The organism is Pseudorhizobium marinum (assembly GCF_000705355.1).
In the GTDB taxonomy this organism is placed as follows: domain Bacteria; phylum Pseudomonadota; class Alphaproteobacteria; order Rhizobiales; family Rhizobiaceae; genus Neorhizobium; species Neorhizobium pelagicum.
On record NZ_JMQK01000009.1, the window covers coordinates 64,708 to 89,186 of the forward strand.

At 63.2% G+C, this 24,479-nt stretch carries 24 protein-coding genes; 11 read left to right on the forward strand and 13 right to left on the reverse strand.

The window, feature by feature from the left end:
• Positions 1 to 963 (forward strand): NAD(+) diphosphatase, encoded by a 963-nt coding sequence (nudC, locus tag EO99_RS0112660; RefSeq protein ID WP_029619010.1) that lies wholly within the window; start codon positions 1 to 3, stop codon positions 961 to 963.
• Between the two features lie 17 nt (positions 964 to 980).
• On the opposite strand, the gene EO99_RS0112665 is transcribed toward nudC, so the two are convergent.
• Together EO99_RS0112665 and EO99_RS0112670 are read right to left on the reverse strand one after the other, a co-directional pair.
• Complete coding sequence (locus EO99_RS0112665) at positions 981 to 1,844, reverse strand: prephenate dehydratase (RefSeq protein WP_029619011.1); 864 nt, start codon at positions 1,842 to 1,844, stop codon at positions 981 to 983.
• Positions 1,845 to 1,854: 10 nt separating this feature from the next.
• Complete coding sequence (locus tag EO99_RS0112670; RefSeq protein ID WP_029619012.1) at positions 1,855 to 2,610, reverse strand: 3-deoxy-manno-octulosonate cytidylyltransferase; 756 nt, start codon at positions 2,608 to 2,610, stop codon at positions 1,855 to 1,857.
• 149 nt (positions 2,611 to 2,759) lie between these two features.
• Between EO99_RS0112670 and EO99_RS25690 the strand changes: the two genes are divergently transcribed.
• Positions 2,760 to 3,578: a c-type cytochrome gene (locus tag EO99_RS25690; RefSeq protein WP_081852045.1), complete on the forward strand. Its 819-nt coding sequence runs from the start codon at positions 2,760 to 2,762 to the stop codon at positions 3,576 to 3,578.
• Positions 3,579 to 3,669: 91 nt separating this feature from the next.
• Here the strand turns inward: EO99_RS25690 and EO99_RS0112680 are convergent, their stop codons facing one another.
• Complete coding sequence (locus EO99_RS0112680; protein ID WP_029619014.1) at positions 3,670 to 4,614, reverse strand: AEC family transporter; 945 nt, start codon at positions 4,612 to 4,614, stop codon at positions 3,670 to 3,672.
• A gap of 182 nt (positions 4,615 to 4,796) precedes the next feature.
• On the opposite strand from EO99_RS0112680, the gene EO99_RS0112685 reads away from it, so the two are divergent.
• Positions 4,797 to 5,789, forward strand: a complete 993-nt coding sequence (locus tag EO99_RS0112685) for an adenosine kinase (RefSeq protein WP_029619015.1) — start codon at positions 4,797 to 4,799, stop codon at positions 5,787 to 5,789.
• Between the two features lie 6 nt (positions 5,790 to 5,795).
• Here EO99_RS0112685 and EO99_RS0112690 read toward each other — a convergent pair whose 3' ends face one another.
• Positions 5,796 to 6,335 carry an SH3 domain-containing protein gene (locus tag EO99_RS0112690; RefSeq protein WP_029619016.1) on the reverse strand — a complete coding sequence of 180 codons (540 nt, stop codon included), beginning with the start codon at positions 6,333 to 6,335 and terminating at the stop codon, positions 5,796 to 5,798.
• A gap of 180 nt (positions 6,336 to 6,515) precedes the next feature.
• Here EO99_RS0112690 and EO99_RS0112695 point away from each other — a divergent pair, with 180 nt between their 5' ends.
• Positions 6,516 to 7,520 carry a 2-hydroxyacid dehydrogenase gene (locus EO99_RS0112695; RefSeq protein ID WP_029619017.1) on the forward strand — a complete coding sequence of 335 codons (1,005 nt, stop codon included), beginning with the start codon at positions 6,516 to 6,518 and terminating at the stop codon, positions 7,518 to 7,520.
• Positions 7,521 to 7,541: 21 nt separating this feature from the next.
• On the opposite strand, the gene EO99_RS0112700 is transcribed toward EO99_RS0112695, so the two are convergent.
• Genes EO99_RS0112700 through recF form a run of 3 tightly spaced genes read right to left on the reverse strand, consistent with a single transcriptional unit; the run spans position 7,542 to position 9,970 of the window.
• Entirely contained in the window at positions 7,542 to 8,042 is a 501-nt protein-coding gene (locus EO99_RS0112700) for a GNAT family N-acetyltransferase (protein WP_029619018.1), read from the reverse strand.
• Positions 8,039 to 8,806 carry a molybdopterin-synthase adenylyltransferase MoeB gene (gene moeB / locus EO99_RS0112705; RefSeq protein ID WP_029619019.1) on the reverse strand — a complete coding sequence of 256 codons (768 nt, stop codon included), beginning with the start codon at positions 8,804 to 8,806 and terminating at the stop codon, positions 8,039 to 8,041. Before moeB ends, EO99_RS0112700 begins: the two co-directional genes overlap by 4 nt.
• Positions 8,807 to 8,848: 42 nt before the next feature.
• The gene (recF, locus tag EO99_RS0112710; RefSeq protein ID WP_029619020.1) at positions 8,849 to 9,970 is read right to left on the reverse strand and encodes a DNA replication/repair protein RecF; all 1,122 of its coding nucleotides are present in this window, start codon (positions 9,968 to 9,970) and stop codon (positions 8,849 to 8,851) included.
• 207 nt (positions 9,971 to 10,177) lie between these two features.
• Between recF and EO99_RS0112715 the strand changes: the two genes are divergently transcribed.
• Complete coding sequence (locus EO99_RS0112715) at positions 10,178 to 10,462, forward strand: hypothetical protein (protein ID WP_235776809.1); 285 nt, start codon at positions 10,178 to 10,180, stop codon at positions 10,460 to 10,462.
• A 46-nt stretch (positions 10,463 to 10,508) separates the two neighbouring features.
• Positions 10,509 to 10,718, forward strand: coding sequence for a SlyX family protein (locus EO99_RS0112720; protein WP_029619022.1), 210 nt, complete (start codon positions 10,509 to 10,511; stop codon positions 10,716 to 10,718).
• Positions 10,719 to 10,819: 101 nt separating this feature from the next.
• On the opposite strand, the gene dnaJ is transcribed toward EO99_RS0112720, so the two are convergent.
• The 4 genes from dnaJ to EO99_RS0112740 all read right to left on the reverse strand — a co-directional run bounded on the left by dnaJ (position 10,820) and on the right by EO99_RS0112740 (position 16,878).
• Complete coding sequence (dnaJ, locus tag EO99_RS0112725) at positions 10,820 to 11,953, reverse strand: molecular chaperone DnaJ (RefSeq protein ID WP_029619023.1); 1,134 nt, start codon at positions 11,951 to 11,953, stop codon at positions 10,820 to 10,822.
• A gap of 89 nt (positions 11,954 to 12,042) precedes the next feature.
• Positions 12,043 to 13,950, reverse strand: coding sequence for a molecular chaperone DnaK (dnaK, locus tag EO99_RS0112730; protein WP_029619024.1), 1,908 nt, complete (start codon positions 13,948 to 13,950; stop codon positions 12,043 to 12,045).
• Positions 13,951 to 14,154: 204 nt separating this feature from the next.
• Positions 14,155 to 16,470, reverse strand: coding sequence for a transglycosylase domain-containing protein (locus EO99_RS0112735; RefSeq protein ID WP_029619025.1), 2,316 nt, complete (start codon positions 16,468 to 16,470; stop codon positions 14,155 to 14,157).
• Between the two features lie 150 nt (positions 16,471 to 16,620).
• Positions 16,621 to 16,878, reverse strand: coding sequence for a glycine zipper domain-containing protein (locus tag EO99_RS0112740; protein WP_029619026.1), 258 nt, complete (start codon positions 16,876 to 16,878; stop codon positions 16,621 to 16,623).
• A gap of 191 nt (positions 16,879 to 17,069) precedes the next feature.
• On the opposite strand from EO99_RS0112740, the gene EO99_RS0112745 reads away from it, so the two are divergent.
• The 4 genes from EO99_RS0112745 (at position 17,070) to EO99_RS0112760 (ending at position 18,854) form a co-directional block, all read left to right on the forward strand.
• Positions 17,070 to 17,267, forward strand: coding sequence for a hypothetical protein (locus tag EO99_RS0112745; RefSeq protein WP_029619027.1), 198 nt, complete (start codon positions 17,070 to 17,072; stop codon positions 17,265 to 17,267).
• A gap of 240 nt (positions 17,268 to 17,507) precedes the next feature.
• The gene (locus EO99_RS27410; protein WP_139015047.1) at positions 17,508 to 17,726 is read left to right on the forward strand and encodes a hypothetical protein; all 219 of its coding nucleotides are present in this window, start codon (positions 17,508 to 17,510) and stop codon (positions 17,724 to 17,726) included.
• A gap of 94 nt (positions 17,727 to 17,820) precedes the next feature.
• The gene (locus tag EO99_RS25695) at positions 17,821 to 18,132 is read left to right on the forward strand and encodes a hypothetical protein (protein WP_235776810.1); all 312 of its coding nucleotides are present in this window, start codon (positions 17,821 to 17,823) and stop codon (positions 18,130 to 18,132) included.
• Positions 18,133 to 18,644: 512 nt separating this feature from the next.
• Complete coding sequence (locus EO99_RS0112760; protein ID WP_029619029.1) at positions 18,645 to 18,854, forward strand: cold-shock protein; 210 nt, start codon at positions 18,645 to 18,647, stop codon at positions 18,852 to 18,854.
• Between the two features lie 374 nt (positions 18,855 to 19,228).
• On the opposite strand, the gene EO99_RS0112765 is transcribed toward EO99_RS0112760, so the two are convergent.
• Both EO99_RS0112765 and EO99_RS0112770 read right to left on the reverse strand, forming a co-directional pair.
• Positions 19,229 to 20,611, reverse strand: coding sequence for a dipeptidase (locus EO99_RS0112765; protein ID WP_029619030.1), 1,383 nt, complete (start codon positions 20,609 to 20,611; stop codon positions 19,229 to 19,231).
• 80 nt (positions 20,612 to 20,691) lie between these two features.
• A complete protein-coding gene (locus EO99_RS0112770; RefSeq protein ID WP_029619031.1) occupies positions 20,692 to 21,123 on the reverse strand; it encodes a MarR family winged helix-turn-helix transcriptional regulator in 432 nt (143 codons plus the stop codon).
• 376 nt (positions 21,124 to 21,499) lie between these two features.
• Here EO99_RS0112770 and polA point away from each other — a divergent pair, with 376 nt between their 5' ends.
• Positions 21,500 to 24,472: a DNA polymerase I gene (gene polA / locus EO99_RS0112775; RefSeq protein ID WP_029619032.1), complete on the forward strand. Its 2,973-nt coding sequence runs from the start codon at positions 21,500 to 21,502 to the stop codon at positions 24,470 to 24,472.
• The last annotated feature ends 7 nt before the right edge of the window (positions 24,473 to 24,479 follow it).

The following is a 24,479-nucleotide window of genomic DNA, read 5'->3' on the forward strand; positions in this document are numbered from 1 at the left end:
ATGACTGCATCCCTTTTTGACACCGACACCCCCCACCCGGAACCAAGCCGCCTCACGGCCTTTGCGGGCAATACGCTCGACAGGCAGTCGGAATATCGCGACGAGGGCTGCCTCGAGGCGGCCCTGAAGGTGGAGGGCACGCATATCCTGGCCTTCACCGGCAGCCGGCTGATCCTGAAGCACGACGGACTGATCCTCGATCCCCTGTTTGCCGCATACGAACTGCCGGAACTGCAGCCGGATTTCGAAAATGCCGTCCTTCTCGGCTATCGGGAGAACGGCGAGCCCCGCATCGCGGTGCCGGTCGGCATTCCCGCCGAAGAGCTCGCGACGCACTTCAAGCCGACCGAGGCGCGCGCGCTCTTTCGCGACGGCCTGCTGGACGAGGAGCTCCTTGGTGAGGCGGCGCAGGGCGCGGCTCTCATCAACTGGAACGCCGGCAACCGGTTCTGCGGCAAGTGCGGCGGGAAAACGGAAGGCCGGATCGGCGGCTATCGTCGCGTCTGCACCGTCTGCCAGAACATGACCTTCCCCCGCACCGATCCGGTCGTCATCATGCTGACGGTCGACGAGGAGCGGGACCGATGCCTTCTCGGGCGCAGCCATCATTTCCAGGAGGGCATGTATTCCTGTCTGGCGGGCTTCGTCGAACCGGGCGAGACGATCGAGCATGCGGTGCGTCGGGAAACCTTCGAGGAGGCCGGCATCCGCACCGGGCGCGTCCGCTATCACGCCTCGCAGCCCTGGCCGATGCCGCATTCGCTGATGATCGGCTGTTTTGCCGAGGCCGCGTCGACCGAGATCAAGATCGACGAGCAGGAAATCGCCGACTGCCGCTGGTTCTCCCGCGAGGAGGTTGCGCGTATCCTGGACGCCCAGCCGGGTGACGGCAGCACCTTCGCTCCGCCGGCCGGCGCCATTGCGCACCGCCTGATCCGCGACTGGATCGACTGGCCGCGCTAGGCCAGTCGGGTCATCATTCAGGGTTTCTGCAGCGCACCGCGCATGGGGTGGCCCTTGTAGACGCCGAGGATGCGGACCTTCTCGGAGAAGAAGCGCAGCTCCTCGAGCGCCCGGCGCACCGCCGCGTCGTCCGGGTGGCCTTCGATGTCCGCATAGAACTGCGTCGCCACGAACTTGCCGCCGAGCTGGTAGCTCTCGAGCTTGGTCATGTTGACGCCGTTGGTGGCAAACCCGCCCATGGCCTTGTAGAGCGCAGCCGGAATGTTGCGGACGTTGAAGACGAAGGTGGTGACGATCACCTCCTGGTCGTCCTCCCGCGCGGCCCAGTTCTCGTTTCGAGACAGTACGACGAACCGCGTCACGTTGTTTTCGCTATCCTCGACATTCTCCGCCAGGATCTCCAGGCCGTAGAGGTCGGCCGCAAGGCGCGGCGCAAGGGCTGCCATCGAGCGGTCACCGGTTTCGGCAACCAGCTTGGCCGCACCGGCGGTGTCGCCCGCCACCACCGCCTTCCAGCCGTTCGAGCGGATGATCTTGCGGCATTGGCCCAGCGCATGGATGTGGCTGTGGACGGTGCGAACGTCGTCGCGCGTCACGCCCGGCAGCACCATCAGCTGGAAGCGGATCGGCATGAAATACTCGCCGATGATGTGCAGCCGCGAATCCGGCAGCAGGTAGTGGATGTCGGCCACGCGCCCGGCAATCGTGTTTTCGATCGGGATCATCGCCAGATCCGCCTCGCCGTTTTCGAGCGCCGTGAAGGCATCCTCGAAGGTGGGGCAGGGCAGCGGTTCCATGGTGGGAAACATGTCCCGGCAGGCCATGTCGGAATTGGCGCCGAAGTCGCCCTGGAAGGCGATCTTGTTGGTGGTCTGGATCATGGGGAGCGCCTCAGGAGGATCGGCTGGCGAGGATCGCGCGGGCCTTTTCAAGATCGGCCGGAGTATCGACACCGAGCGGAACCGAGTCAACGATCTCGACATCGATGCGCATGCCGGCCTCGAGCGCCCGCAACTGCTCCAGCGATTCCCGCTTTTCGAGCGGCGAGGGGCCAAGCGAGACGAACCGCTCCAGCGCCGTGCGGCGGTAGGCATAGAGCCCGATGTGATGGTAGAGGGGGCCGGGACCATGGGGTGCAGTCGCCCGGGTGAAATAGAGCGCGCGCAATCGGGTGGCGGAAACCGGCGAGCCGACCACCTTCACGACATTCGGATTGGTCTTCTCATGCTCGTCACTGATTTCGACCGCAAGCGTGGCGATATCCACTTTGGGATCGTCGAGTGGGCGCAGAGCCGCACGCACGGACTCGGGATCGATCGTCGGCAGGTCGCCCTGGACGTTGATGACGACGTCGATCCGACCCTCCGGGTCGGCCTTCTGCACCGCCTCGAAGATGCGGTCCGAGCCGGACTGGTGATCCTGCCGCGTCATCACCACCTCGAAGCCTGCCGCCGCCACGACGTCGAAGGTCTCCTGATGGTCCACGGCGACGATGATTCGACCGACCCTGGCCTCCTGTGCCCGCCTGGCGACCTGGACGATCATCGGCAGCCCGGCGATATCGGCAAGAGGCTTGCCGGGAAGTCTTGTGGAAGCCATGCGCGCCGGAATCAGCACCAGGGTTCGTTCAGGGGCAAGTTCGGTCATGAAGAGCCTTCAAAAGCGCGTCGAACAGTGTCAAAAAGTCTCATGCGCCAGCCTATAATCGTGTTGCAACGGCAATGCAAAAGACATAGGTTCCGCGCGATTTCAAGATGGCCCGCCTGTACCTGGCGGTTGCGAGGGAGCGTTTGCAAATGAACTCATACGTGAACATGGCGGTAGGAGCATTTCTTGCCACCGTTTTCGTAATGATGACGGTTTCGATAGCTTCTGACGGCATCTGGCACTCGGAAGCGCCCGAACAGGAAGGCTTTGCCATTGTTGCTGCGGAAACCGGAGGCGAAGCTGGCGCCGCTGAAGAAGTGGCTGCAGTTCCGATCGCCACGCTCCTGGCCAGCGCCGATGCGGCAGCCGGCGAGTCCTCGTTTCGCAAATGCGCAAGCTGTCACACGGCCGAGCAGGGCGGCGCAAACAAGGTCGGTCCGAACCTGTGGGGTATCGTCAATCGTCCAATCGCCTCGCATGAAGGCTTCAGCTACTCCGCCGCCATGCAGGACTTCTCCGAAGGCGGCTCTGTGGTCTGGGACTATGACCACCTGAGCTACTTCCTGGAAGCTCCGAAGCAGCACATTCCCGGCACGGCCATGGGCTTCGCCGGCCTGAAGAAGGATGATGAGCGCGCCAACGTGGTCGCTTACCTCCGTTCGCTGGCGGATAGCCCGGCTCCCCTGCCGGAACCGGTCGCTGCAGAAGCCGCACCCGCAGCAGAAGCCGCACCTGCCGCTGAGGGCGCTGCTCCTGCCGCCGAGGCACCGGCCGCCGAGGGTGCTGCACCCGCTGCCGAAGGCGCCGCTCCTGCCGCCAGCGACATACAGCCGGCCGCGCAGGCTCCCGGCCCGAGCGGGGAAGCTCCTGCGCCTGCCGTTCAGGAGGCCGAGCCCACTGCCGATCAGGCCCCGCCGATCACGCAGCCCGGCACTACCACTGGCCAGCAGCCGGCTCCAAACAACTAGGATTTCCAATCCATTGAGAAAAAGCCCGGCCATCGCGCCGGGCTTTTTTGTGTCTGGCTACGGCGAAGGCGGTAGAGCGGGGCAGCTTGCCTCAGCCCAGGAACCAGGCCCAGAAGCTGACGGAAATGATCCCGAAGGCCGTCGTCACGCTGATCGTTGAGGCGGCAATGTTTTGTCCGGACCGGAAGCGGTGGGCGATGAGCCAGGCATTGATCCCCGTCGGCACCGACGAGGTCAGGACCATCGCCGCCGTCCATTCCGGGCTCAAACCCAGCAGCCGGCTCATGGCGTAGACCGCAGCGGGCAGCAGCAACAGTTTCAGCGCGGCGATGGCGCTGGTCAGTCCAATATTGCCGCGCACCGGGTATTTCGTCAGTGCCATGCCGATGGAGATCAGCGCGGCCGGCCCGGCAGCGCTCGACAACTGCGTCACCACCGTGCTGAGGACAGGTGTCAGCGTCAGTCCGGAGAGATTGAACGCAAGGCCCGCCGCCAGCGCGATCACCAGCGGGTTGCGGACGAGGTTTGAGCCCACCTGCATCAGGATGGCCCGCAGGCCGCGCCTTTCGCCCCCGCCGACCACCACGGCGGCGCGTTCCATCAGGATCGTCCCGACGATCATCATCAGCGGCAGGTGGATGGCGAGCAGGATGGACAGTGCCACCAGTCCGTCCTCGCCGACAGAGCGTCCGACCAGCGGAAGGCCGATGAAGACGTTATTGGCAAACGCTGCCGACATCCCGGATATGACGCCGATCTTGGCGTCGCGCCCGAATACATGCCTGGCGACGAGATGCCCTGCGGTCCAGGTGACGGCGACGCCGGCGAAATAGGCACCCCACAGCCGGAAGGGTGAAGCGCCCTGGAAATGCGCATCCGCCAGCGTGTGGAAGATCAGCATCGGCACGGCGATCTTGAAGACGAATTCGCCCAGCGCATCTCCCGTCGCCTCGTTGAGGACGCCCAGGCGGGCGACAAGCCAGCCGATCAGGATGAGCAGGAAGACAGGGGCGACATTGACGAGAGTGGAGGACACGGCGGGGAGGCTTTCAAGGGAAGGGGCCTTCGCCTTTAAACCATCTCGACGAACGTCACAAATGCGCAGCGGGGAGAGTGTTCGTATCGCTCACTTCCTGAAGCCTGCCTCTAGGGTTTTTGCTTTGCTTGTGCGAGAAGGGCCAAGATTGGTAAGAAGCAAATCAGGAAGGGCTTGGCTGGATGTCCAAATTCGACGTTCTCGCAGTCGGCAATGCCATCGTCGACATCATCGCGCGTTGTGATGACAGTTTTCTCAGTGAAAACGACATCATCAAGGGCGCGATGAACCTGATCGATGCCGAGCGCGCCGAACTGCTGTATTCGAAGATGGGTCCCGCTGTCGAAGCGTCGGGCGGGTCGGCGGGCAACACCGCCGCCGGCATTGCCGGGCTGGGCGGCAAGGCAGCCTATTTCGGCAAGGTGGCCGAGGATCAGCTGGGCACGATCTTCCAGCATGACATCCGCGCCCAGGGCGTCCATTACGAAACCAAACCGGACGGCTCCAGGCCGCCCACGGCCCGCTCGATGATCTTTGTCACGCCCGACGGCGAGAGATCCATGAACACCTATCTCGGCGCCTGCGTCGAACTGGGGCCGCAGGATGTGGAGCCGCAGGTGGTGGCCGATTCCAAGGTCACCTATTTCGAAGGTTATCTCTGGGACCCGCCGCGCGCCAAGGAAGCAATCCTGGAATGTGCCCGCATTGCCCACGAGAATGGTCGCGAGGTGTCCATGACGCTGTCGGATCCCTTCTGCGTCGGACGATACCGCGCCGAGTTCCTCGACCTCATGCGCTCAGGCACGGTCGATATCGTGTTCGCCAACAAGCAGGAAGCGCTGTCGCTCTACGAGACAGAGGATTTCGAACTGGCATTGTCGACGATCGCCGCTGACTGCAAGCTCGCCGCGGTGACCCTCAGCGAAGAGGGGGCGATTATCGTGCGCGGCGAAGAACGTATCAAGATAGACGCCTTCGAGGTTGCTGAAGTGGTCGACACCACAGGTGCCGGTGATCTGTTCGCAGGCGGGTTCCTCTATGGCTACACCCAGGGGCGTTCGCTGGAAGATTGCGGCAAGCTTGGGTGCCTGGCGGCGGCCATCGTCATCCAGCAGATCGGTCCGCGTCCGATGCAGTCGCTCCGGGGTGCGGCGGCCCTTGAAGGGCTTCTCTAGGGGCGGCTACTTGAAGGCTTCCCCGGGATAGGCGCCCCAGACCTCTGCCTGGCTGACCCAGCCTTCGGCACCTCCGGCCGAGGCATGGCACCAGTCGCCGTTGCACTCGTCCATCACGATCACGACACCGGGCTGAAGCTTGGCGATGACCGCTGCCGAGCTCTGGGGCTCGCGGCGCATGTTGACGAAGACCTCGCCCTTCTCGCGCATCCATGGTGCTGCGACGGCGGTTCTTTCGCCCGAAAGCAGCGCCTGGTTGACCCAGCCTTCGGTCCCGTCGGCGTCACGCACCCGGCGCCAGTTGTCGTATTCCTGAATGATCTCCATCGGCGTGCCCGATTTCATGTACATCCAGGCAACGGGGTAATCCGTGCTCGGGCCGATGCGGATGTTGACCCGTGCGGACTTCAGGCTGACAAATCGGGGAAGCGGCAGCCCGCTGGCACCCTTGGCCGCGCCCTGGGCCATTGCCGGCGAAGACCCGAAAGCCGCAGGGCCCAGGCCGATCAGGGTAGCCATGAGAATCTTGAGAATGACGCTTCGCATGCGTGCCGTTCCAACTTCTGCCGCACCGGCTGCGCCGGCGATGGAGGGATCGTTGCCGGGCGCAGCCAAGACAGCCGCCTCGCAAGAGGTTTTGTTTGTCTTCGGCGACGGGTCTGGTAGAAACGCCCTGGATACACCGAATATCGCGCCACTTGGTTAAGGACCTCTGAACACGACGCTATGACGCCCAAGAAGAAGCCCAAGGTCTACATCACCCGGAAGCTCCCGGACGCCGTCGAGACCCGCATGCGCGAGCTCTTCGACGCGGAGCTCAACATCGACGACACGCCGCGCACCCGCGATGAGCTTTCGGCGGCGATGAAGGCTGTGGACGTGCTGGTGCCGACGGTGACGGATCGCATCGACCAGGCGCTGATCGAAGAGGCGGGCCCGAACCTGAAGCTCATCGCCAGCTTCTCCAACGGCACGGACCACATCGATGTCGACGCCGCGGCGAAGAAGGGCATCACCGTCACCAACACCCCGAACGTGCTGACCGAAGATACGGCCGACATGACGATGGCGCTGGTTCTCGCTGTCTCCCGGCGACTGACGGAAGGCGCGCGGATTCTGACCGATCATCCCGGCGACTGGGCCGGCTGGTCGCCCACCTGGATGCTCGGTCGGCGGATCTGGGGCAAGCGCATCGGGATCGTCGGCATGGGCCGCATCGGCACGGCAGTGGCACGTCGCGCCAAGGCGTTCGGCCTCGCCATCCATTACCACAACCGCAAGCGTGCCAATCCGGAGACGGAGGAAGAACTCGAGGCGACCTATTGGGACAGCCTCGACCAGATGCTGGCGCGTGTCGACATCGTCTCGGTGAACTGCCCCTCGACTCCGGCGACCTTCCATCTCCTCTCGGCGCGGCGCCTCGCGCTGATCCAGCCGACCGCCGTGATCGTCAATACCGCCCGCGGCGATATCATCGACGAGGCGGCGATGATCCAGCTTCTGCGCGACGGCCAGATTGCCGGGGCAGGGCTCGACGTCTACCAGAACGAGCCGGCCATCGATCCGAAGCTGATCAAGCTTGCCAATGAGGGCCGGGTGGTTCTGCTGCCGCATATGGGCTCGGCGACCATCGAAGGCCGCATCGACATGGGCGACAAGGTGATCATCAACATCCGCACCTTCTTCGATGGCCACAGACCTCCCAACCGCGTGCTGCCGGGCCGGCCCTGACGCAGCGGACGAGCGAGGACGTCAGCTAGCCAATACCGGTGGCGTGGCGTCGAGCGTCCGAACCATTTCGATGAAGGTCGCGCGATCACAGCCGGGGTGAGACTTCTCCGCCGTCTTAACGAAGCCCCAATGGGCAAACGTCGCATGGTTGCCGGTGAGTTCGATGCGGGTCTCCAGACGCAGCCGGCTGCACCCGCGCTCTCGCGCTGCCGCTTCGGCTTTTGCCAGGAGCCGCCGCCCGAGCCCCTTGCTCTGTGCGTCCGGGTGAACGGCAAGCTTGCCGATGTAGAGGCAGTCGGCAAGCTCCAGCCGGCAGAAGATGCAACCCAGCAGCTTTCCTTCCTCCACGGCGAAGAACGCGATCTCTGTTCCCGCCTTCTCCGCCAGCGACGCAGCCGTCAGTCCCTTGGCAGACGACGGTGGATCGATGACGCCGTCCATATACGCGAAGGAGGAATGGATGAGCGCCAGGAGCTCGTCCCAACGGTCGAAATCCGAACCAAGGCGGAAGATCTCGATCATGCCTTGCCCGTCTCCACCGGGCGGCGCTTGTAGCGGATCGTGTCGAAACGGGCCGTCAGCGAGTCGTAGAGAAGCAGGCGGCCGACCAGCGGGTCGCCGATGCCGGTGATGAGCTTGATCGCTTCCATGGCCATCAGTGTGCCGATGACGCCGGTCAGCGCGCCGATCACGCCGGTCTCGGCGCAGGAAGGGATCAGCCCCTCCGGCGGCTTCTCCGGAAAAAGGTCACGGTAATGCGGATTGGCAGTCCCGTCAGGCGCGGCCGCATAAGGCATCAGTACCGTCAGCGAGCCGTCGAAGCGGCCGACGGCGCCTGTCACCAGCGGAATGCGGGCCTCTGCTGCGGCGTCTGCCGCGGCATAGCGGGTGTCGAAATTGTCGGATCCGTCGATCAGCAGGTCGAATCGCGGAAGATGCGACCTCGCCCAGGGCAGGGAGAAGCGCTCCTCGTAGTCGAGAACCCGGATGGTGGGGTTAAGCCGGGCGATGGCGGCCCGCGCGCTGGCGGTCTTGGCCGCACCCACCGTGCCGGTGTCGTGAATGACCTGCCGCTGCAGGTTGGAGAGCGAGACGACGTCGTCGTCGACGATACCGAGCGTCCCGACGCCCGCCGCCGCCAGATACTCGAGGACCGGCGCCCCGAGACCGCCGGCGCCGATCACCAGCACGCGGGCGCTCTTGAGGCGCTGTTGCCCCGCGCCGCCGATTTCGGGCAGCAGGATGTGGCGACGATAGCGCTCGATTTCGTCCGGGGTCAGTTCCATGCCTGGTTTCTAGCAGCCCTGCCGACGTCGGGGAAGCGGTTGCTAGGGGCGGACGCTGCCGCCATCGACGGTAAAGAACTGCGCCCGCTCTGCCAGAGCTGAAAACATCGACCGGTCGGTGCCGGTCATGAAGGACTGGCCGCCGAGGTCATGGATCAGGTCGAATAGGGCCCTTCTGCGCCCCTCGTCCAGATGCGCGGCGATCTCGTCGAGGAGAAGGACCGGTGCAAAGCCGGTCATATTGGCGGTGAGGCGCGCATGCGCCAGGATGAGGCCGATCAGCAGTGCCTTCTGTTCCCCCGTGGAACAGCGTGCGGCATCCATGTCCTTTTCCCGATGACGGACCTGCAGGTCGCTCCGGTGCGGTCCGTCCAGCGTGCGCCCTGCCGCAGCGTCGCGCCCGCGGCTCTCGCGCAGCATGGCGAGATACCGGTCTTCCAGATCTGCCGCCGGTCCCTCGGGGACATCATCCAGGAAGCCTTCCAGGGCCAGCACCGGGGAGGGGAAAGGTGTCTCTTCCGAAGCCGCCGACAGGGTCCGCAACAGGCCGAGCATTTCCTGCCGGGCGGCGGCCATGGCGATCCCCAGCCCCGCCATCTGCGCCTCGATGGCGGAGAGCCAGGAGGGGTCGTAGCGTCCCTCCGACAAGAGGCGGTTGCGATTGCGCATGGTCCGTTCGAAATCGCCCGCGCGACGCCCGTGGGAGGGATCGATCGACAGGACCAGGCGGTCGAGAAACCGCCGGCGGTCGGAGGACGGGCCGGTGAAGAGACCATCCATGGCCGGCGTCAGCCACAGCACGCTGAGATGGTCGGAAAGCTCCTCCGTCGATTTGGCAGGCGTCCCGTTGATCCGCAGCCGGCGGACTGAGGTCTCACCCTCGCCGTCGATCCCGGTGCCGAGCGATACCTCGCCCTCCATGCCTTCCAATCGGGCAAAGACGGAAAAGCCGCCCTCGGCGCCCACACGGGTCACATCGGCCAGAACCGCCCGCCGAAGGCCTCGTCCGGGAGAAAGAAACGAAACGGCTTCCATCAGGTTGGTCTTGCCGGCGCCGTTTTCGCCGGTTAGTACCACATGCCGTTCGTCGAGCGTCAGGCTCGCCTCCGTGTAGTTCCGGAAGTCGGTGAGCTTCAGCTGCGAGAGAGAGATCTTCTGGGCCATGAGTGTCTGCTTGCGTCCTCAGAGGGAGCTAAGCGTTATCCGTCGCCATGGCAAGCATGCACCGCGATGCGTCTCCTTCCATGCCGCAACAACACGCCAGACGACGAGCCGATCGATGGCACGGGAACTTCCGCGAGACTGGCCGGTTTTACGCGCGACATGGAAACGGCGGAGACATAGGCTCCGGTATCCGCCAAGGAGGCACCCATGCTGGAACATGATGACATGACCCCGGAGGAAGCCCGGCGTGACCATCGGGAGATGCTGTGGTTCCTGGCGATCAATGCGGCCTTCGGAATGGCGATCGGGGTGGTGGTGGCCGCTGCCCTGGTCTGGTTCGATCTCTCCGGGCTCGGAACCCATGTCAGTCGTTCGCAGATGCCGATGCTGTCCTTTGCTATGATGGCCGTGCCGCTTGCGTTCACCTTCGGCGGTGCTGTAACAGCCTCGGCCATCATGCTGATGCCCTACGAGCGCAAGACGCGATCTTGAGCGCCTGAACGATGGCGGCACCAGCGGGCAACGCGAGGGACATGCTGTGGCGGACGATGACGAACGGATCATGCGGCTGGAAGAGCTTGCAGCCCACCAGGCAAAGGTGATCGACGAACTGTCGGACCAACTGGCCGACCAGTGGCGGATCGTCGAACAGATGCGGGCAAAGCTCGATCGTCTGACCGAACGCTTCCAGGCGATCGAGGAAAGCGCCCTGGATGCACCCGCAAACACCAGGCCGCCGCACTACTGACCGAACGCAAGATGCAGCAAAGGACAGCGCAAGGCTGCCCTTTGTGCGATGATCCTAGGACGAGCGAGCTGTTCACCGCCCTTCGGCGCAAGACGCCGCCCTCAGCCCTCGAAGAATTCCTTCATCCGGGCAAAGAAGCCGGTGGATTCCGGATTGTTTTCCTTCGAGGAAATCTCGTCGAATTCCTGCAGCAGTTCCCGCTGGCGCTTGGTCAGCTTCTGCGGCGTCTCGATCTGGATCTGGATGTAGAGGTCACCTGTCTGCGACGAGCGCAACACCGGCATGCCCTTGCCCTTGAGGCGGAACTGCTTGCCGGGCTGGGTGCCCTCGGGAACCGTGACCCGCGACTTCGTCCCGTCCAGCGTCGCGACGTCGAAGGTGCCGCCGAGCGCTGCCGTCGTCATCGAGATCGGTACGCTGCAGAAGAGATCCGCTCCGTCCCGCTGGAAGAACTCGTGTGGCTTCACCGACAGGAAGATATAGAGGTCGCCGGTCGGTCCGCCGCGCGTTCCCGCCTCGCCCTCGCCCTGCAGGCGGATGCGGGTGCCGTCCTCGATGCCCGACGGAATGTTGACCGAAAGCGACCGCTCTTCCGCGATGCGGCCCTGGCCGTGGCACTTGGTGCACGGGTCGGTGATCGTCTGGCCACGCCCGTGGCAGGTCGGACAGGTGCGCTCTACCGAGAAGAAACCCTGGCTGGCGCGGACACGGCCGGAGCCATGGCAGGTGGCGCAGGTCTTCGGCTGCGTGCCGGGCTTGGCTCCGGAGCCGGAGCAGAGGTCGCAGGTGATCGAGGTAGGAACCCGGATCTGGGCCGTCTTGCCGGCGTAGGCTTCCTCGAGCGTGATTTCCATGTTGTAGCGCAGGTCGGCGCCACGTTCACGGCCACCCGAAGACCGCCGGGCGCGGCCGCCGCCCATCATCTCGCCGAAAATGTCTTCGAAGATGTCGGAGAAGCCGCCGGGACCAGCGGAACCGAATCCACCGCCGCCGGGACCCATGCCGCCCGACTCGAAGGCTGCGTGGCCGAAGCGGTCGTAGGCAGCCCGCTTCTGGGGATCCTTCAAGGTCTCATAGGCCTCGTTGATCTCCTTGAACTTTTTTTCGGCATCGGCGTCGCCGGGATTCTTGTCCGGATGACACTTCATCGCGAGCTTGCGAAAGGCGCTCTTCAGCTCCTTCTCGTCAGCGGTCCTGCCGACACCCAAGGTTTCGTAATAATCTGCTTTTGCCATGGAGGTAACGGCTCCCGAAAGGATTCCGGCTGCACGATGGCAGCCGGATTTCTAGTCGACTATGTTCTGAGCTTTGCCATCGGGCGAACTCAGGCCGACTTCTTGTCGTCCTTGATTTCCTCGTAGTCGGCATCGACGACGCCATCGTCGTCCTTGCCGCCCTCGGAGCCTTCGGCACCCTCGGCCTGGCTGGCTTCATAGATCGCCTGGCCGAGCTTCATGGAGACTTCCATCAGCGTCTGCGTCTTCGCCTGGATGTCGTCAGCGTCCGGCTCGGAGGCTTCGACGGCAGTCTTGAGCGAAGCCACCGCATCCTCGATCGCCTTGCGGTCGGTTTCGGACACCTTGTCACCGTAGTCGGCGAGCGACTTCTCGGTCGAGTGGATCAGGCTTTCGGCCTGGTTCCGGGCCTCGACGCCTGCACGACGCTTCTTGTCTTCCTCGGCATGCGCCTCGGCATCCTTGACCATCTTCTCGATGTCCGCGTCGGAGAGACCACCGGACGCCTGGATGCGGATCTGCTGCTCCTTGCCGGTGCCCTTGTCCTTGGCCGAAACCTGGACGATGCCGTTGGCGTCGATGTCGAAGGTCACTTCGATCTGCGGCACGCCGCGTGGCGACGGTGGCAGGCCGACGAGATCGAACTGGCCGAGCAGCTTGTTGTCCTGCGCCATTTCACGCTCGCCCTGGGAAACGCGGATCGTCACGGCCGACTGGTTGTCGTCAGCGGTCGAGAAGGTCTGCGACTTTTTCGTCGGGATCGTCGTGTTGCGGTCGATCAGGCGGGTGAACACGCCACCGAGCGTTTCGATGCCGAGCGACAGCGGGGTCACGTCGAGAAGCAGAACGTCCTTGACGTCGCCCTGCAGAACGCCGGCCTGGATGGCGGCGCCCATGGCAACGACTTCGTCCGGGTTGACGCCCTTGTGGGGCTCCTTGCCGAACAGCTGCTTGACGACTTCCTGGACCTTCGGCATGCGGCTCATGCCGCCGACGAGCACGACTTCATCGATTTCGCCAGCCGTGACGCCGGCATCCTTCAGCGCTGCCTTGCACGGAGCAACGGTGCGCTGGACGAGGTCGTCGACCAGGCTTTCGAACTTCGAGCGGGTCAGCTTCATCGTCAGGTGCTTCGGACCGGAAGCATCGGCGGTGATGAACGGCAGGTTGATTTCGGTCTGCTGCGAGGACGACAGTTCGATCTTCGCCTTTTCAGCAGCTTCCTTGAGGCGCTGCAGGGCGAGCTTGTCGTTCTTCAGGTCGATGCCGTTGTCCTTCTTGAACTCGCCGGCCAGATATTCGACGAGACGCATGTCGAAGTCTTCACCGCCGAGGAAGGTGTCACCATTGGTCGACTTCACTTCGAACACGCCGTCGCCGATTTCCAGAACGGAGATGTCGAAGGTGCCGCCGCCAAGGTCATAGACGGCGATCGTCTTGCCTTCGGTCTTGTCCAGGCCATAGGCGAGGGCTGCCGCAGTCGGCTCGTTGATGATGCGCAGCACTTCAAGACCGGCAATACGACCGGCATCCTTGGTGGCCTGGCGCTGGGCGTCGTTGAAGTAGGCCGGAACCGTGATGACGGCCTTCTGGACCTTTTCGCCGAGGTAGGATTCGGCGGTTTCCTTCATCTTCTGAAGGATCATCGCGGAGATTTCAGCCGGGGAGTAGGACTTGCCCTGGGCCTGGACCCAAGCGTCGCCGTTGTCGCCCTTGACGATCTCGAACGGAACAAGGCCCTTGTCCTTCTCGACGGTCGGATCTTCATAGCGGCGCCCGATCAGGCGCTTGACGGCAAACAGGGTGTTGGTGGGATTGGTCACGGCCTGGCGCTTTGCCGGCTGGCCGACGAGACGCTCGCCATCTTCGGTGAAGGCGACCATGGAAGGGGTGGTGCGAGCGCCTTCGGCGTTCTCGATTACCTTGGAATCCTTGCCGTCCATGATGGCAACGCAGGAGTTCGTCGTACCAAGGTCGATGCCAATTACTTTAGCCATTTTTTCTCTCTCCTTTAAGCGAACCGTCGGAACCCCGCTCAGGCATTCCGCTGACAGTTCCTCGACTGGGATGGTCTACTGTATTCTCGCAGCATGCGCTGCGTCATGCGGCGTATATAAGGACGGGTTTTTTGGACTGCAAGGCAGGACAAGACTCTGATGTCAGCAAAAACACACGGGAATGTGAACGCAACCGTCTGCGGCTCACTGACCCATGATCAGGTCGTAGAGCGTCGTCTGGCGCGGCGGGCGGGTAGACGCGGTTGCGCCGGCATCCACCGGCGGCATCGGCCGGCCACCAACGTCTGCGGGCGGTACGGGAGCGCCCCCGAAATCATCGTAGGGACCGCGATATTCGCGATAGTCGCGGATCGGCATCTCGCCCTGCGACACGTCCTCCTGGTAGACATCGGCGGCCGGCGGAGCGGGATAGTTGTCGCGCCGCCCGACGCCGGGAAGCACGCCGGAGATGATGTCGCCGATGCTGGTCGGCTCCCGCTCCGGCTCGATCGAGGCCGGCGGCAGGTCGAAGCCGCCATGGCTTCCAAACAGGGGTGTCGGGGAATAGCCGTCGAGCGCGGCCGTCATGTAGTCTTTCCAGGCTTTGGCCGGAAGTCCGCCGCCGGTCACCTTCTTCATCGACGTGCCATCGTCGTTGCCAAACCAGATGCCGGTGGTCATGACGCTGGTGTACCCGACGAAGAGCGCGTCCCGGAAGGACTGGGTGGTGCCGGTCTTGCCTGCCGCCTGCCAGTCCTTGAGCTTCGCCGCCTTGCCGGTTCCGTTCTCGATGACGCGCGTCAACATGCTGTTCATGGTGGCGACCACCGTTTCGCTCAGCACCCGCGGCGGGCTGTCGTAGCCTGTCTCGTAGATCGTGTTGCCCTCGGCATCGAGGATGCGGCGGACGATGTGCGGCGTTGCCTTGTAGCCACCGTTCATGAAGGGGGCATAGGCTGCCGTCAGTTCCACCAGCGGCACCTCGGATGTCCCCAGCGCAATCGATGCATTCGGCTGCAGCTCCTGCTCGATCCCCATGCGGTGCGCGAGGCTGACGACCTCCTGCGGTCCGACCTCCATGACGAGCTGTGCAGCGATCGTATTGAGCGACTGGGCGAGGGCGGAGGAGACCGTCACTTCGCCACGATACTTCTGGTCGTAGTTTTCCGGGGTCCATTTGCCGATCCGCACCGGTGCGTCGTTGCGGATCGAGTCCGGCCGGATGCCGGCTTCCAGGGCGGCCGCATAGACGAACGGCTTGAAGGCAGAACCCGGTTGGCGCTTTGCCGTCACCGCCCGGTTGAACTGGCTCTGCGCATAATCCTTGCCGCCGACAAGCGCGCGGATTGCGCCGGTCGCATCCATCGAGACGAGTGCGGCCTGCGAGGCATTGAGCTTTTCGCCGTCACCCTCGAGGATGTCGGTGAGGGCCTCCTCGGCCTTCCGTTCCAGCGACAGGTCGATCGTCGTCTCGACGACGATATCCTGCTTTACCTCGCCGACGAGTTTCGTGACCTCGTCGAGAACCATGTCGGCGGCATAGTGCTCGGCTCCGGACCAGTAGCTGCGCGCTTTCGTCGGCGGCTGCGACATCGCCGACTTGATTTCGTCCTCGGTGACGTAGCCCTCTTCCTGCATCGCGCCGAGAACCACCTGGGCACGCGCTTCGGCAGCCTCCGGATCGCGCGCCGGCGACAGCCGCGACGGGGCCTTCAGAAGACCTGCCAGGAGCGCTGCCTGGCCGAGGTTGACCTCGCGTGCCGACGTATTGAAATAGCGGCGCGACGCCGCCTCGACGCCATAGGCATTCGACCCGAAGAAGACCCGGTTCAGGTACATCGCCAGGATCTGGTCCTTGTTGAACTTGTGTTCCAGCCAGAAGGCGAGGAGGACTTCCTGGATCTTGCGCTCGAAGGTGCGTTCCGGCGACAGGAACAGGTTCTTCGCCAGCTGCTGGGTGATCGTCGAACCGCCCTGAATGGGCTGGCCCGTCAGGTTGTTGATGAAGGCGCGCGCGAGGCCGAAGGGGTCGACGCCGAAATGGGAGTAGAAGCGCCGGTCCTCGATCGCCATCACCGCCTGCGGGATGTAGGGAGACATCTCTTCCAGCGACAGAGCCTCGCCGCCGGTAGCGCCGCGGTTGGCGATCACCGAACCGTTGGTGGAGACGATCTTGATGTTGGGTGGCCGATCCGGGATTGCCCAGGCGCTGGCGGCGGGCATCTGCGCGCCGTAGTAGAGAACAAGGCCGCCGATGCCGATGCCGGCCCAGATGCCGAGCACCAGGCACCAGTAGAGAAGCGAGCGCACCGGCGCAAAAAGGCCGCGCGACTGGCGGCGCGTCTTGCTTTTTCGGCGGGAACTGGAGGCGGCAGGCTTCTTCGCCGGGCCGGACTTGCGCTTGGGGCGGCCGCCGACGACCCGATCATCAGACCCCAGCCGCAGATCGTCCTCGAAACGGTCTTCATCGTCTTCGAAAGACGGTTCGATCCTGTGTCGCGATTTGCCCTTGGCTGCCATGCCGCGTCGGTAGCCCCATGTTCCTAAAGCCGACCGAGGCCGGTGATCAGATATTCGCCCAAGCTTTGGCTGGACTCTAAATGCGGCGATTTAACGGGGTGTTAAGGGAACTAGCCGGGCCGACCAAACTGGTCGGCCCGATGCGATAGGCTATCGACGGCATTCGTCCACATAGCGGTTCCCGTAGCGGTCGCGGTAGTAGCAGCGTCCTGGCTGGTCCTGTACGCTGCCGATCAACGCACCGCCTGCACCGCCCACCGCTGCGCCAACCGCGGCTCCACGGACGTCGCCGGATACGGCGCCACCGACCACTGCCCCGGTTGCAGCGCCGACGCCGGCACCGCGTTCGGTTGCCGTGCAGGCAGCAAGCGACATGGTCATAAAGCTGATTGCGAGAACTTTTTTCATAGGTCTTCTCCCTTGATTGACGATGGAGTTAACCGCTCGGGGCCGCCGTTGTTTCATCTCCGGCGCTGAAAAACCGTTCCAATCACCGCATCCGGTTTCCACCTTCGGCGGATCGAAGGCAAACGGGAGGGGTTTCGGAACAATGCCTGGCCGTTTCCGTTCCGTTTGATACGCAATAAGGGAGAAGAACAATGCCGAACAGAGATCCTATCCAGAATCCGGCGCCGGAAACTCCTCGCGGGCCGATTTCGACGCCAGGCATTCCCGACCGGACGCAGGGGAAGCCGCCCCTCACGCCTGTCCAGGACCCCGGCGATACCAAGAACCCGCAGGACCCCAAGCTCGATCCTGCCCTGATGCCGATCGGAGATCCCGCCGGCGCGGCGTAATGAATTTTTGAATGCGACAACAGGCGGCGAGCCGTCTGTTGTCGTTTCAGTCGTTCATGGCGATTGCCCAGGCTCCGGAGATTCGAGATACCACTTTCGGTGCTTAATTTTACATTCCGGCGCATCATGCGTAAGTTCTACACAAGACCGCCTTTATAAAGCCAAGTTTCGCGCGATCAATTCGATCCCGGGACTGGGATCAAAAGGCCTATCGGGCTGCAACAGCATGGGGAGGTTGGTGTGCCGACACAACTGGTTCGCAATCCGGTCAATCCGGATCAACTGAACATGCTGCAGCAGGTGTTTGATCAAGCATGTGTTGAGCATAACATCAGCAAATCCAGCCCGGACGGCGAGGCCTTGGCTCTCATTCTCGTTCATTCGATGCAAAAGGGATTGAGTGAGAAGGAAAAGCTGGAATCGCTTGCTCACATCCTGGCTGAAAGCCGTGGCGTCTGACACTTGTTCCTGGCTGCAATGAGAAGGTTCCCGAGGCGGAACCTATCGCTGCTTGACCCGTTAATGGATCAACTGGAACACAATGGAGGCTTCAATGGCCGAATCAACAGGAAATGTGAAGCCGATGGGCAACTTGGATCAGCTCGACAGTGACAAGATGGGGCAGGAGATCGCGTCGCTGCGTGCCGAGATCGCTTCGTTGAGTGCGCGCCTGAGCGAGCGCGCCGGAAACGCCGCCGCCTATGTTCAGGATGAGGCTACGACAGTCGCTGGTGCGATCCGCGAACATCCTGCCACGGCGACGACGCTCTTCACACTGATCGGCACGATCGGATTTGCGATCGGATATCTGGTCGGCGCTCAGTCGGTTGAAAACCGCACTGCCTGGTACCGTCGCTACTCCTAGCGCTACCAAGTCATCTCAATAAATGGGCGGATGTCGATGTCATCGACGTCCGCCCATTTCGTTGTGCGGGATCGCCTCATCAGGTGGACGCTTTGATGCTTTTTGGATGTTGGCGTCGAGCCATGCGCAGATCGCATTGCTGCGGTGCAAAATTGAGGCTGTTTTTCAGGCATGCTCACTGTATGATCAAAACATCGAAGGACGCACTCCTCCTCCCAGTGTTCTTCGATGGGACTAGCAACACCTCCTCCTCCCGGTTGCTGGTCAGTTTCGGAAACCCGGCGCACCTCCTCCCGCGCCGGGTTTTCTGTTTTCGGCGTAAGGGCGAGATTTAGCATAAGCCGCAAACCTTGACAGAGCGGCACCTCGCTTCTATCTCCCACGCATCGCTATTTGTAGACAAGACTGCTCTAAGCACCTCCGGTGCTCTCGACACCCTTCCTTCAAATACGAGACCACCCCGTTCCGGTTCGCTGGAACATCGCCGCTATTTGCAAGAGAAAGACATCGACATGGCTACCGGTACCGTAAAGTGGTTCAACGCAACCAAGGGCTATGGCTTCATCCAGCCGGATGATGGCTCAGCAGACATTTTCGTTCACATCTCCGCTGTTGAACGCGCTGGTATGAGCTCGCTCAACGACGGCCAGAAGCTGTCCTACGAACTCGTGACAGACCGCCGCTCCGGCAAGGTCGCTGCAGACAACCTGCAGGCTGCATAAGTCTGCCGCAGACGTGATCGGAAAGGCCGGCTTGTCCGGCCTTTTTTTATGTTAGCTATTGCAAAACAACGACCGCCGTACCATTTGCTGATCATCAGCGTTTCCGGCGCAGTGAGCAAATGCGGGAAACCGCGCCATCGATGAAACGGTTGCCATATTCGTCTTTTACGAAATGTTAACCAGTTGGAGCGATGATGATCGCCAGGGCCGCAATGGGCACATTGCCTGAAGCGGACGCGCCGGAAATGCCTGTCTCGATTCCTGGGTGACCACGGATGTACTGGCACAATCAGAATTGAGAGTAGAAAAGGTCGGGCTTGCCCGGCCTTTTTGTATTCTGGGGCCGGGCTTCCCCGGCCCCTTTAAGATCTATCTCAGAGTGCTGCCATGATCCGTGCCCAGGACCGGATGCCCTTGTGGAAGGACTTCAGGTCGTATTTCTCGTTAGGCGAATGAATACGGTCATCGACGAGACCAAAGCCGACCAGCAGGGAATCCATCCCGAGCATCTTCTGGAAATCGCCGACGATCGGGATCGAGCCGCCCATGCCGACGACCACGGCAGGCTTTTCCCATTCGTCCGACAGGGCATTCTTCGCCTTTGTCAGCACCGGTGAATCATAGGACAGCTGGATGGCGGGCGAGCCGCCGTGCTCGTGGAAGTCCACGGTGCAGTCTGCCGGGATGCGCGAGCGGACGTAGGCACGGAATGCGTCGCGCACCTTCGCCGGATCCTGCTCGCCGACCAGCCGGAAGGAGATCTTCGCGGAAGCCTTGGCGGCGATCACCGTCTTGAAGCCCTCGCCGGTATAGCCGCCCCAGATGCCGTTCACCTCGCAGGTCGGCCTCGCCCAGGTGAGTTCCAGAACAGAGCGACCCTTCTCGCCCGAAGGAACCGACAGTCCGACCTCGCCAAGGAAGCTTTCCGCGTCACGACCGAGCGTCTCCCAGCTCGCCTTGATGTTGGCAGGGGTCTCCTCGACGCCGTCATAGAAGCCGTCGAGGGTGATCCGGCCGGTCTCGTCTCGCAGACCGGCCAGAATTTCCGTCAGGATGTGGATCGGATTGGCCGCCGCGCCGCCGAAGAGGCCGGAATGCAGGTCGCGATCAGCGGCAGTAATGGTGATCTCCTCGCCGACCAGGCCGCGCAGCGCTGCGGCGATCGCCGGCGTCTCGCCGTCCCACATGCCGGTATCGCAGACCAGCGCGCAGCTTGCGGTCAGCTCCGCGGCATTTGCCTCCAGGAACGGCTTCAGCGAGGGCGAGCCGGATTCCTCCTCGCCCTCGAAGAGGATCGTGACGCGCACCGGCAGGCTGCCGTGGACGTCCTTGTAGGCTCGGCAGGCCTCGACGAAGGTCATCAGCTGGCCCTTGTCGTCAGCCGTGCCGCGGCCGGTGATCACCTTCCGTCCCGCGCCCAGGTCCTTGATTGCCGGAGCGAAGGGATCGTTTTCCCAAAGCTCCACGGGGTCGACCGGCTGCACGTCGTAATGGCCGTAGAAGAGGACATGCGGAGCATCCGGCGTGGCGCCTGCATGATGCGCCACCACCATCGGGTGGCCGGTCGTATCGCGTACGGAGGCGTCGAAGCCGATTTCGGTGAGGGTCGAGACCAGCCACTCGGCGGCCTGTCGGCAATCGGCCTTGTAGGCCGGATCGGTGGAGATTGATTTGATGCGCACCAGCTCGAATAGCCGCTCGAGGCTTTTCTCGAGGTTCTGGTCGGCACGGTCGAGGACGGGGGAAAGCTCGGTCATCTGGAAATCCTGTCTGCAAGAACAGGGGCGACCTTAGTGCAAAGGTCGTTGTGTTTCGAGAGCCGAGTTGGCGAAAGACTTTAGAGCTTGCGCGCGTTGTCGATGGCCATGCGCATGTATTCCATCATCAGCTCGCGCTCGAATTGCCGGAACCCCTCGAATAGGACGGCATCCGCTTCTGCCGCAGCCTCGACGGCCTGCCGCTCGAGCTCGCGCCCGAGCTCCGTCAGTCGAATGATCTGGGCGCGACGATCGCGGGGGTGTGGCTCACGCGTGATCAGTCCGCCGCGTTCCATGCGCACCAATGTGTTGGCAAGCGTTGCCTGCTCGACCTCCAGCCGATCGAGAAGTTGCTTCTGGGTCAGGCCGTCTTCCTGCCAAAGCTCCAGCAGCACCGGAAACTGGCCCGGAGAAAAGCCGAGGTCTGCGGCCCGGCTCTGCAGGGAGCGTGAAAAGCCCTTGGCCAGTTGGCCGGAGAGATAGGTCGCGCAGTGGGAGCGGTTGAATACCATGGGAGGAGCTTTCCTGACGAATGCAGGCGATATATAGCGCTCCATGCTTTCGCCAAGCCTGCGCAGCAGATCAGCAGAAAAGCAAAACCGCCACGGCCGGGAGGGGGATCGGCCGCAGCGGTTCGATGTCTGGACAAAGGCCCTGAGGGGGATGAGGCCTTCGTCCGGTCTGGAGCGGCGGGGGATGAGCCGACTGCCAGACTGCGGCGTGATCATTCGCCGGTACACAGGAAATGCGCAGCCGAACGGGGCTTTTCAAGGGAATCGCAAATTACAAATCAGTAACGTTCCGGTGAGCCTGCGGCAGGCATTGGCGCCGCGGTTTTCCATCAAGTTTTCGTGGACTGGCGAAGTGCTGCAAGCTATTCCATAGCCCATGAAAAAAGGTGATCACCTCTTCCTCGTCGACGGCTCCGGTTTCATCTTCCGCGCCTTCCACGCCCTGCCACCGCTCACCCGCAAGTCGGACGGGCTGCCGATCGGCGCCGTGTCCGGTTTCTGCAACATGCTCTGGAAGCTGTTGACGGACGCGCGCGATACCTCCGTCGGGGTGACGCCGACGCATTTCGCGGTGATCTTCGACTATTCCTCCAAAACCTTCCGCAAGGATCTCTACGACGCCTACAAGGCGAACCGCTCGGAGCCGCCGGAGGATCTCATTCCCCAGTTCGGCCTGATCCGCCAGGCGACGCGCGCCTTCAACCTGCCGTGCATCGAGACCGAAGGTTTCGAGGCCGACGACATCATCGCCACCTATGCGCGCCAGGCCGAGGCGACCGGTGCCGACGTCACCATCATCTCCTCCGACAAGGACCTGATGCAGCTCGTGACGCCCAACGTCCACATGTACGACAGCATGAAGGACAAGCAGATCGGCATTCCCGAAGTGATCGAGAAATGGGGCGTGCCGCCGGAGAAGATGATCGACCTGCAGGCCCTGGTCGGCGATTCGGTCGACAACGTTCCGGGCATTCCGGGGATCGGCCCGAAGACAGCCGCCCAGCTGCTGGAAGAGTTTGGCGATCTGGAAACGCTCCTGGCCCGCGCCGGCGAGATCAAGCAGGTGAAGCGGCGCGAAAGCATCATCGCCAATGCGGATCTCGCGCGCCTGTCGCGCCGGCTGGTCGAGCTTCGGCTCGACACGCCGCTCGACATGCCACTGGACAGCCTGGTGCTGGAAATCCAGGACGGGCCGAAGCTGATCGCCTTCCTGAAGGCGATGGAGTTCGGCAGCCTAACGCGGCGCGTTGCAGACGCCTGCGATTGTGATGCCAGCGCCATCGAGCCCGCCCACGTCGAGGTGCAATGGGGTGCTGCGGCCCGGGGTCCCGACCTTGATGCCGGCACCGACACCTCAGAGGCAAAGGCTCCGGCAAGGGTGGGTACGGGCACGAAGGCGGCTGCCGATATCTACGCTGCCGCAACACCGGGCGATCTCGCCAAGGCACGAGCCGAGGCCTTCACATCGGCAAAGATCGACAGAAGCTGCTACGTCACCATCCGCGACGTCGAGGAACTCGACGACTGGATGCGGGCGGCGCGCGAGACCGGTGTGATCGCCTTCGAGGCCGAGGGCACATCAATCGATCCGATGCAGGCGGAGCTTGCCGGCTTCTCGCTGGCATTGGCCGACAACACCCATACACCCTCAGGCCGTGACATCCGCGCCGCCTACATCCCCTTCGGCCACCGCAGCGGCAGCGACGACCTGCTCGGCAACGGCCGCGCTGAACATCAGCTGACAAGCGGCGAGGTGTTCGAGCGGGTGAAGCCTCTGCTGGAGGATGCAGCGGTCCTGAAGGTCGGTCACAATCTCAAATATGCCTATCTGCTGCTGAAGCGCCACGGCATCGAGATCGCCAGCTACGACGACGTGATGCTGATGTCCTATGTGCTGGAGGCCGGCAAGGGCGCCCATAGCCTCGACGCACTGTCGGACCGCTGGCTCGGCCACATGCCGGCCACCTTCAAGGAGGTTGCGGGCTCGGGCAGGGCTGGCCTCAGCTTCGACATGGTCGAGATCGAGCGCGCGTCCGTCTATGCGGCGGAGAAGGCCGACCTCACCCTTCGCCTGGCGATGGTGCTGAAGCCGCGGCTGACGGCAGACCAGCTGACGCGGGTCTACGAGCGGCTGGAACGCCCGCTGGTCGCGACGCTGGCGCGGATGGAGGAGCGCGGCATCACCGTCGACCGCCAGATCCTGTCGCGGCTGTCGGGGGAACTGGCCCAGAAAGCCGCGGCCATCGAGGACGCGATCTACGAGACGGCCGGCGAGCGCTTCACCATCGGCTCGCCGAAGCAGCTCGGCGACATCCTGTTCGGCAAGATGGGACTGCCCGGCGGTGCCAAGACGAAGACCGGGCAATGGTCGACCTCGGCGCAGGTGCTGGAGGATCTGGCGGCCATGGGTCATGATCTGCCGCGCAAGATCGTCGACTGGCGGCAGCTGACGAAGCTGAAATCCACCTATACCGACGCGCTGCCGGGCTATATCCACCCGCAGACGAAGCGGGTGCACACGTCCTATTCGCTCGCCTCGACCACCACGGGACGTCTATCCTCGGTCGATCCGAACCTGCAAAACATCCCGATCCGCACCACCGAAGGCCGCAAGATCCGCACCGCGTTCATTTCGTCAACCGGCCACAAGCTCGTTTCGGCCGACTATAGCCAGATCGAACTGCGGGTGCTTGCCCATGTCGCCGATATCCCGCAGCTGCGCCAGGCCTTTGCAGATGGCATCGACATCCATGCGATGACGGCATCCGAAATGTTCGGCGTCCCCGTCGAAGGCATGCCGAGCGAGATCCGCCGGCGCGCCAAGGCGATCAACTTCGGCATCATCTACGGCATTTCCGCCTTCGGGCTCGCCAACCAGCTGTCGATCGACCGCTCCGAAGCGGGCGAATACATCAAGCGGTACTTCGAGCGTTTTCCCGGGATCCGCGACTACATGGACAGCACCAAGGCCTTTGCCCGCGACCATGGCTATGTCGAAACGATCTTCGGCCGGCGGGCCTACTATCCCGAGATCCGCTCGTCCAATCCGCAGGTCCGCGCCTTCAACGAGCGCGCCGCCATCAACGCGCCCATTCAGGGCTCGGCCGCCGACATCATCCGCCGCGCCATGATCCGGATGGAGCCGACGCTGCAGGCGGAGAAGCTCGCGGCCCGCATGCTGCTGCAGGTGCATGACGAACTGATCTTCGAGGTCGAGGACGGCGAGATCGAGGCGACGCTGCCGGTGATCGTGGCGACGATGGAAGAGGCCGCCATGCCGGCGATCGCAATGCGGGTGCCGCTGAAGGTCGATGCCCGCGCCGCGTCCAACTGGGACGAAGCACACTGAGGGGTGC

Coding starts and splice junctions, on each gene's coding strand:
- EO99_RS0112745 (WP_029619027.1), top strand. CDS start 17,070: ATGCCGAACAGAGATCCTATCCAGAATCCGGCGCCGGAAACTCCTCGC.
- EO99_RS0112690 (WP_029619016.1), bottom strand. CDS start 6,335: ATGCGAAGCGTCATTCTCAAGATTCTCATGGCTACCCTGATCGGCCTG.
- EO99_RS0112665 (WP_029619011.1), bottom strand. CDS start 1,844: ATGATCCAGACCACCAACAAGATCGCCTTCCAGGGCGACTTCGGCGCC.
- EO99_RS0112735 (WP_029619025.1), bottom strand. CDS start 16,470: ATGGCAGCCAAGGGCAAATCGCGACACAGGATCGAACCGTCTTTCGAA.
- EO99_RS0112765 (WP_029619030.1), bottom strand. CDS start 20,611: ATGACCGAGCTTTCCCCCGTCCTCGACCGTGCCGACCAGAACCTCGAG.
- moeB (WP_029619019.1), bottom strand. CDS start 8,806: ATGGAACTGACCCCGGACGAAATCGAGCGCTATCGTCGCCACATCCTG.
- polA (WP_029619032.1), top strand. CDS start 21,500: ATGAAAAAAGGTGATCACCTCTTCCTCGTCGACGGCTCCGGTTTCATC.
- recF (WP_029619020.1), bottom strand. CDS start 9,970: ATGGCCCAGAAGATCTCTCTCTCGCAGCTGAAGCTCACCGACTTCCGG.
- dnaK (WP_029619024.1), bottom strand. CDS start 13,950: ATGGCTAAAGTAATTGGCATCGACCTTGGTACGACGAACTCCTGCGTT.
- EO99_RS0112715 (WP_235776809.1), top strand. CDS start 10,178: ATGCTGGAACATGATGACATGACCCCGGAGGAAGCCCGGCGTGACCAT.
- EO99_RS25695 (WP_235776810.1), top strand. CDS start 17,821: ATGGCCGAATCAACAGGAAATGTGAAGCCGATGGGCAACTTGGATCAG.
- dnaJ (WP_029619023.1), bottom strand. CDS start 11,953: ATGGCAAAAGCAGATTATTACGAAACCTTGGGTGTCGGCAGGACCGCT.
- nudC (WP_029619010.1), top strand. CDS start 1: ATGACTGCATCCCTTTTTGACACCGACACCCCCCACCCGGAACCAAGC.
- EO99_RS0112670 (WP_029619012.1), bottom strand. CDS start 2,610: ATGACCGAACTTGCCCCTGAACGAACCCTGGTGCTGATTCCGGCGCGC.
- EO99_RS0112760 (WP_029619029.1), top strand. CDS start 18,645: ATGGCTACCGGTACCGTAAAGTGGTTCAACGCAACCAAGGGCTATGGC.
- EO99_RS0112740 (WP_029619026.1), bottom strand. CDS start 16,878: ATGAAAAAAGTTCTCGCAATCAGCTTTATGACCATGTCGCTTGCTGCC.
- EO99_RS0112700 (WP_029619018.1), bottom strand. CDS start 8,042: ATGATCGAGATCTTCCGCCTTGGTTCGGATTTCGACCGTTGGGACGAG.
- EO99_RS0112695 (WP_029619017.1), top strand. CDS start 6,516: ATGACGCCCAAGAAGAAGCCCAAGGTCTACATCACCCGGAAGCTCCCG.
- EO99_RS0112685 (WP_029619015.1), top strand. CDS start 4,797: ATGTCCAAATTCGACGTTCTCGCAGTCGGCAATGCCATCGTCGACATC.
- EO99_RS0112770 (WP_029619031.1), bottom strand. CDS start 21,123: ATGGTATTCAACCGCTCCCACTGCGCGACCTATCTCTCCGGCCAACTG.
- EO99_RS25690 (WP_081852045.1), top strand. CDS start 2,760: ATGAACTCATACGTGAACATGGCGGTAGGAGCATTTCTTGCCACCGTT.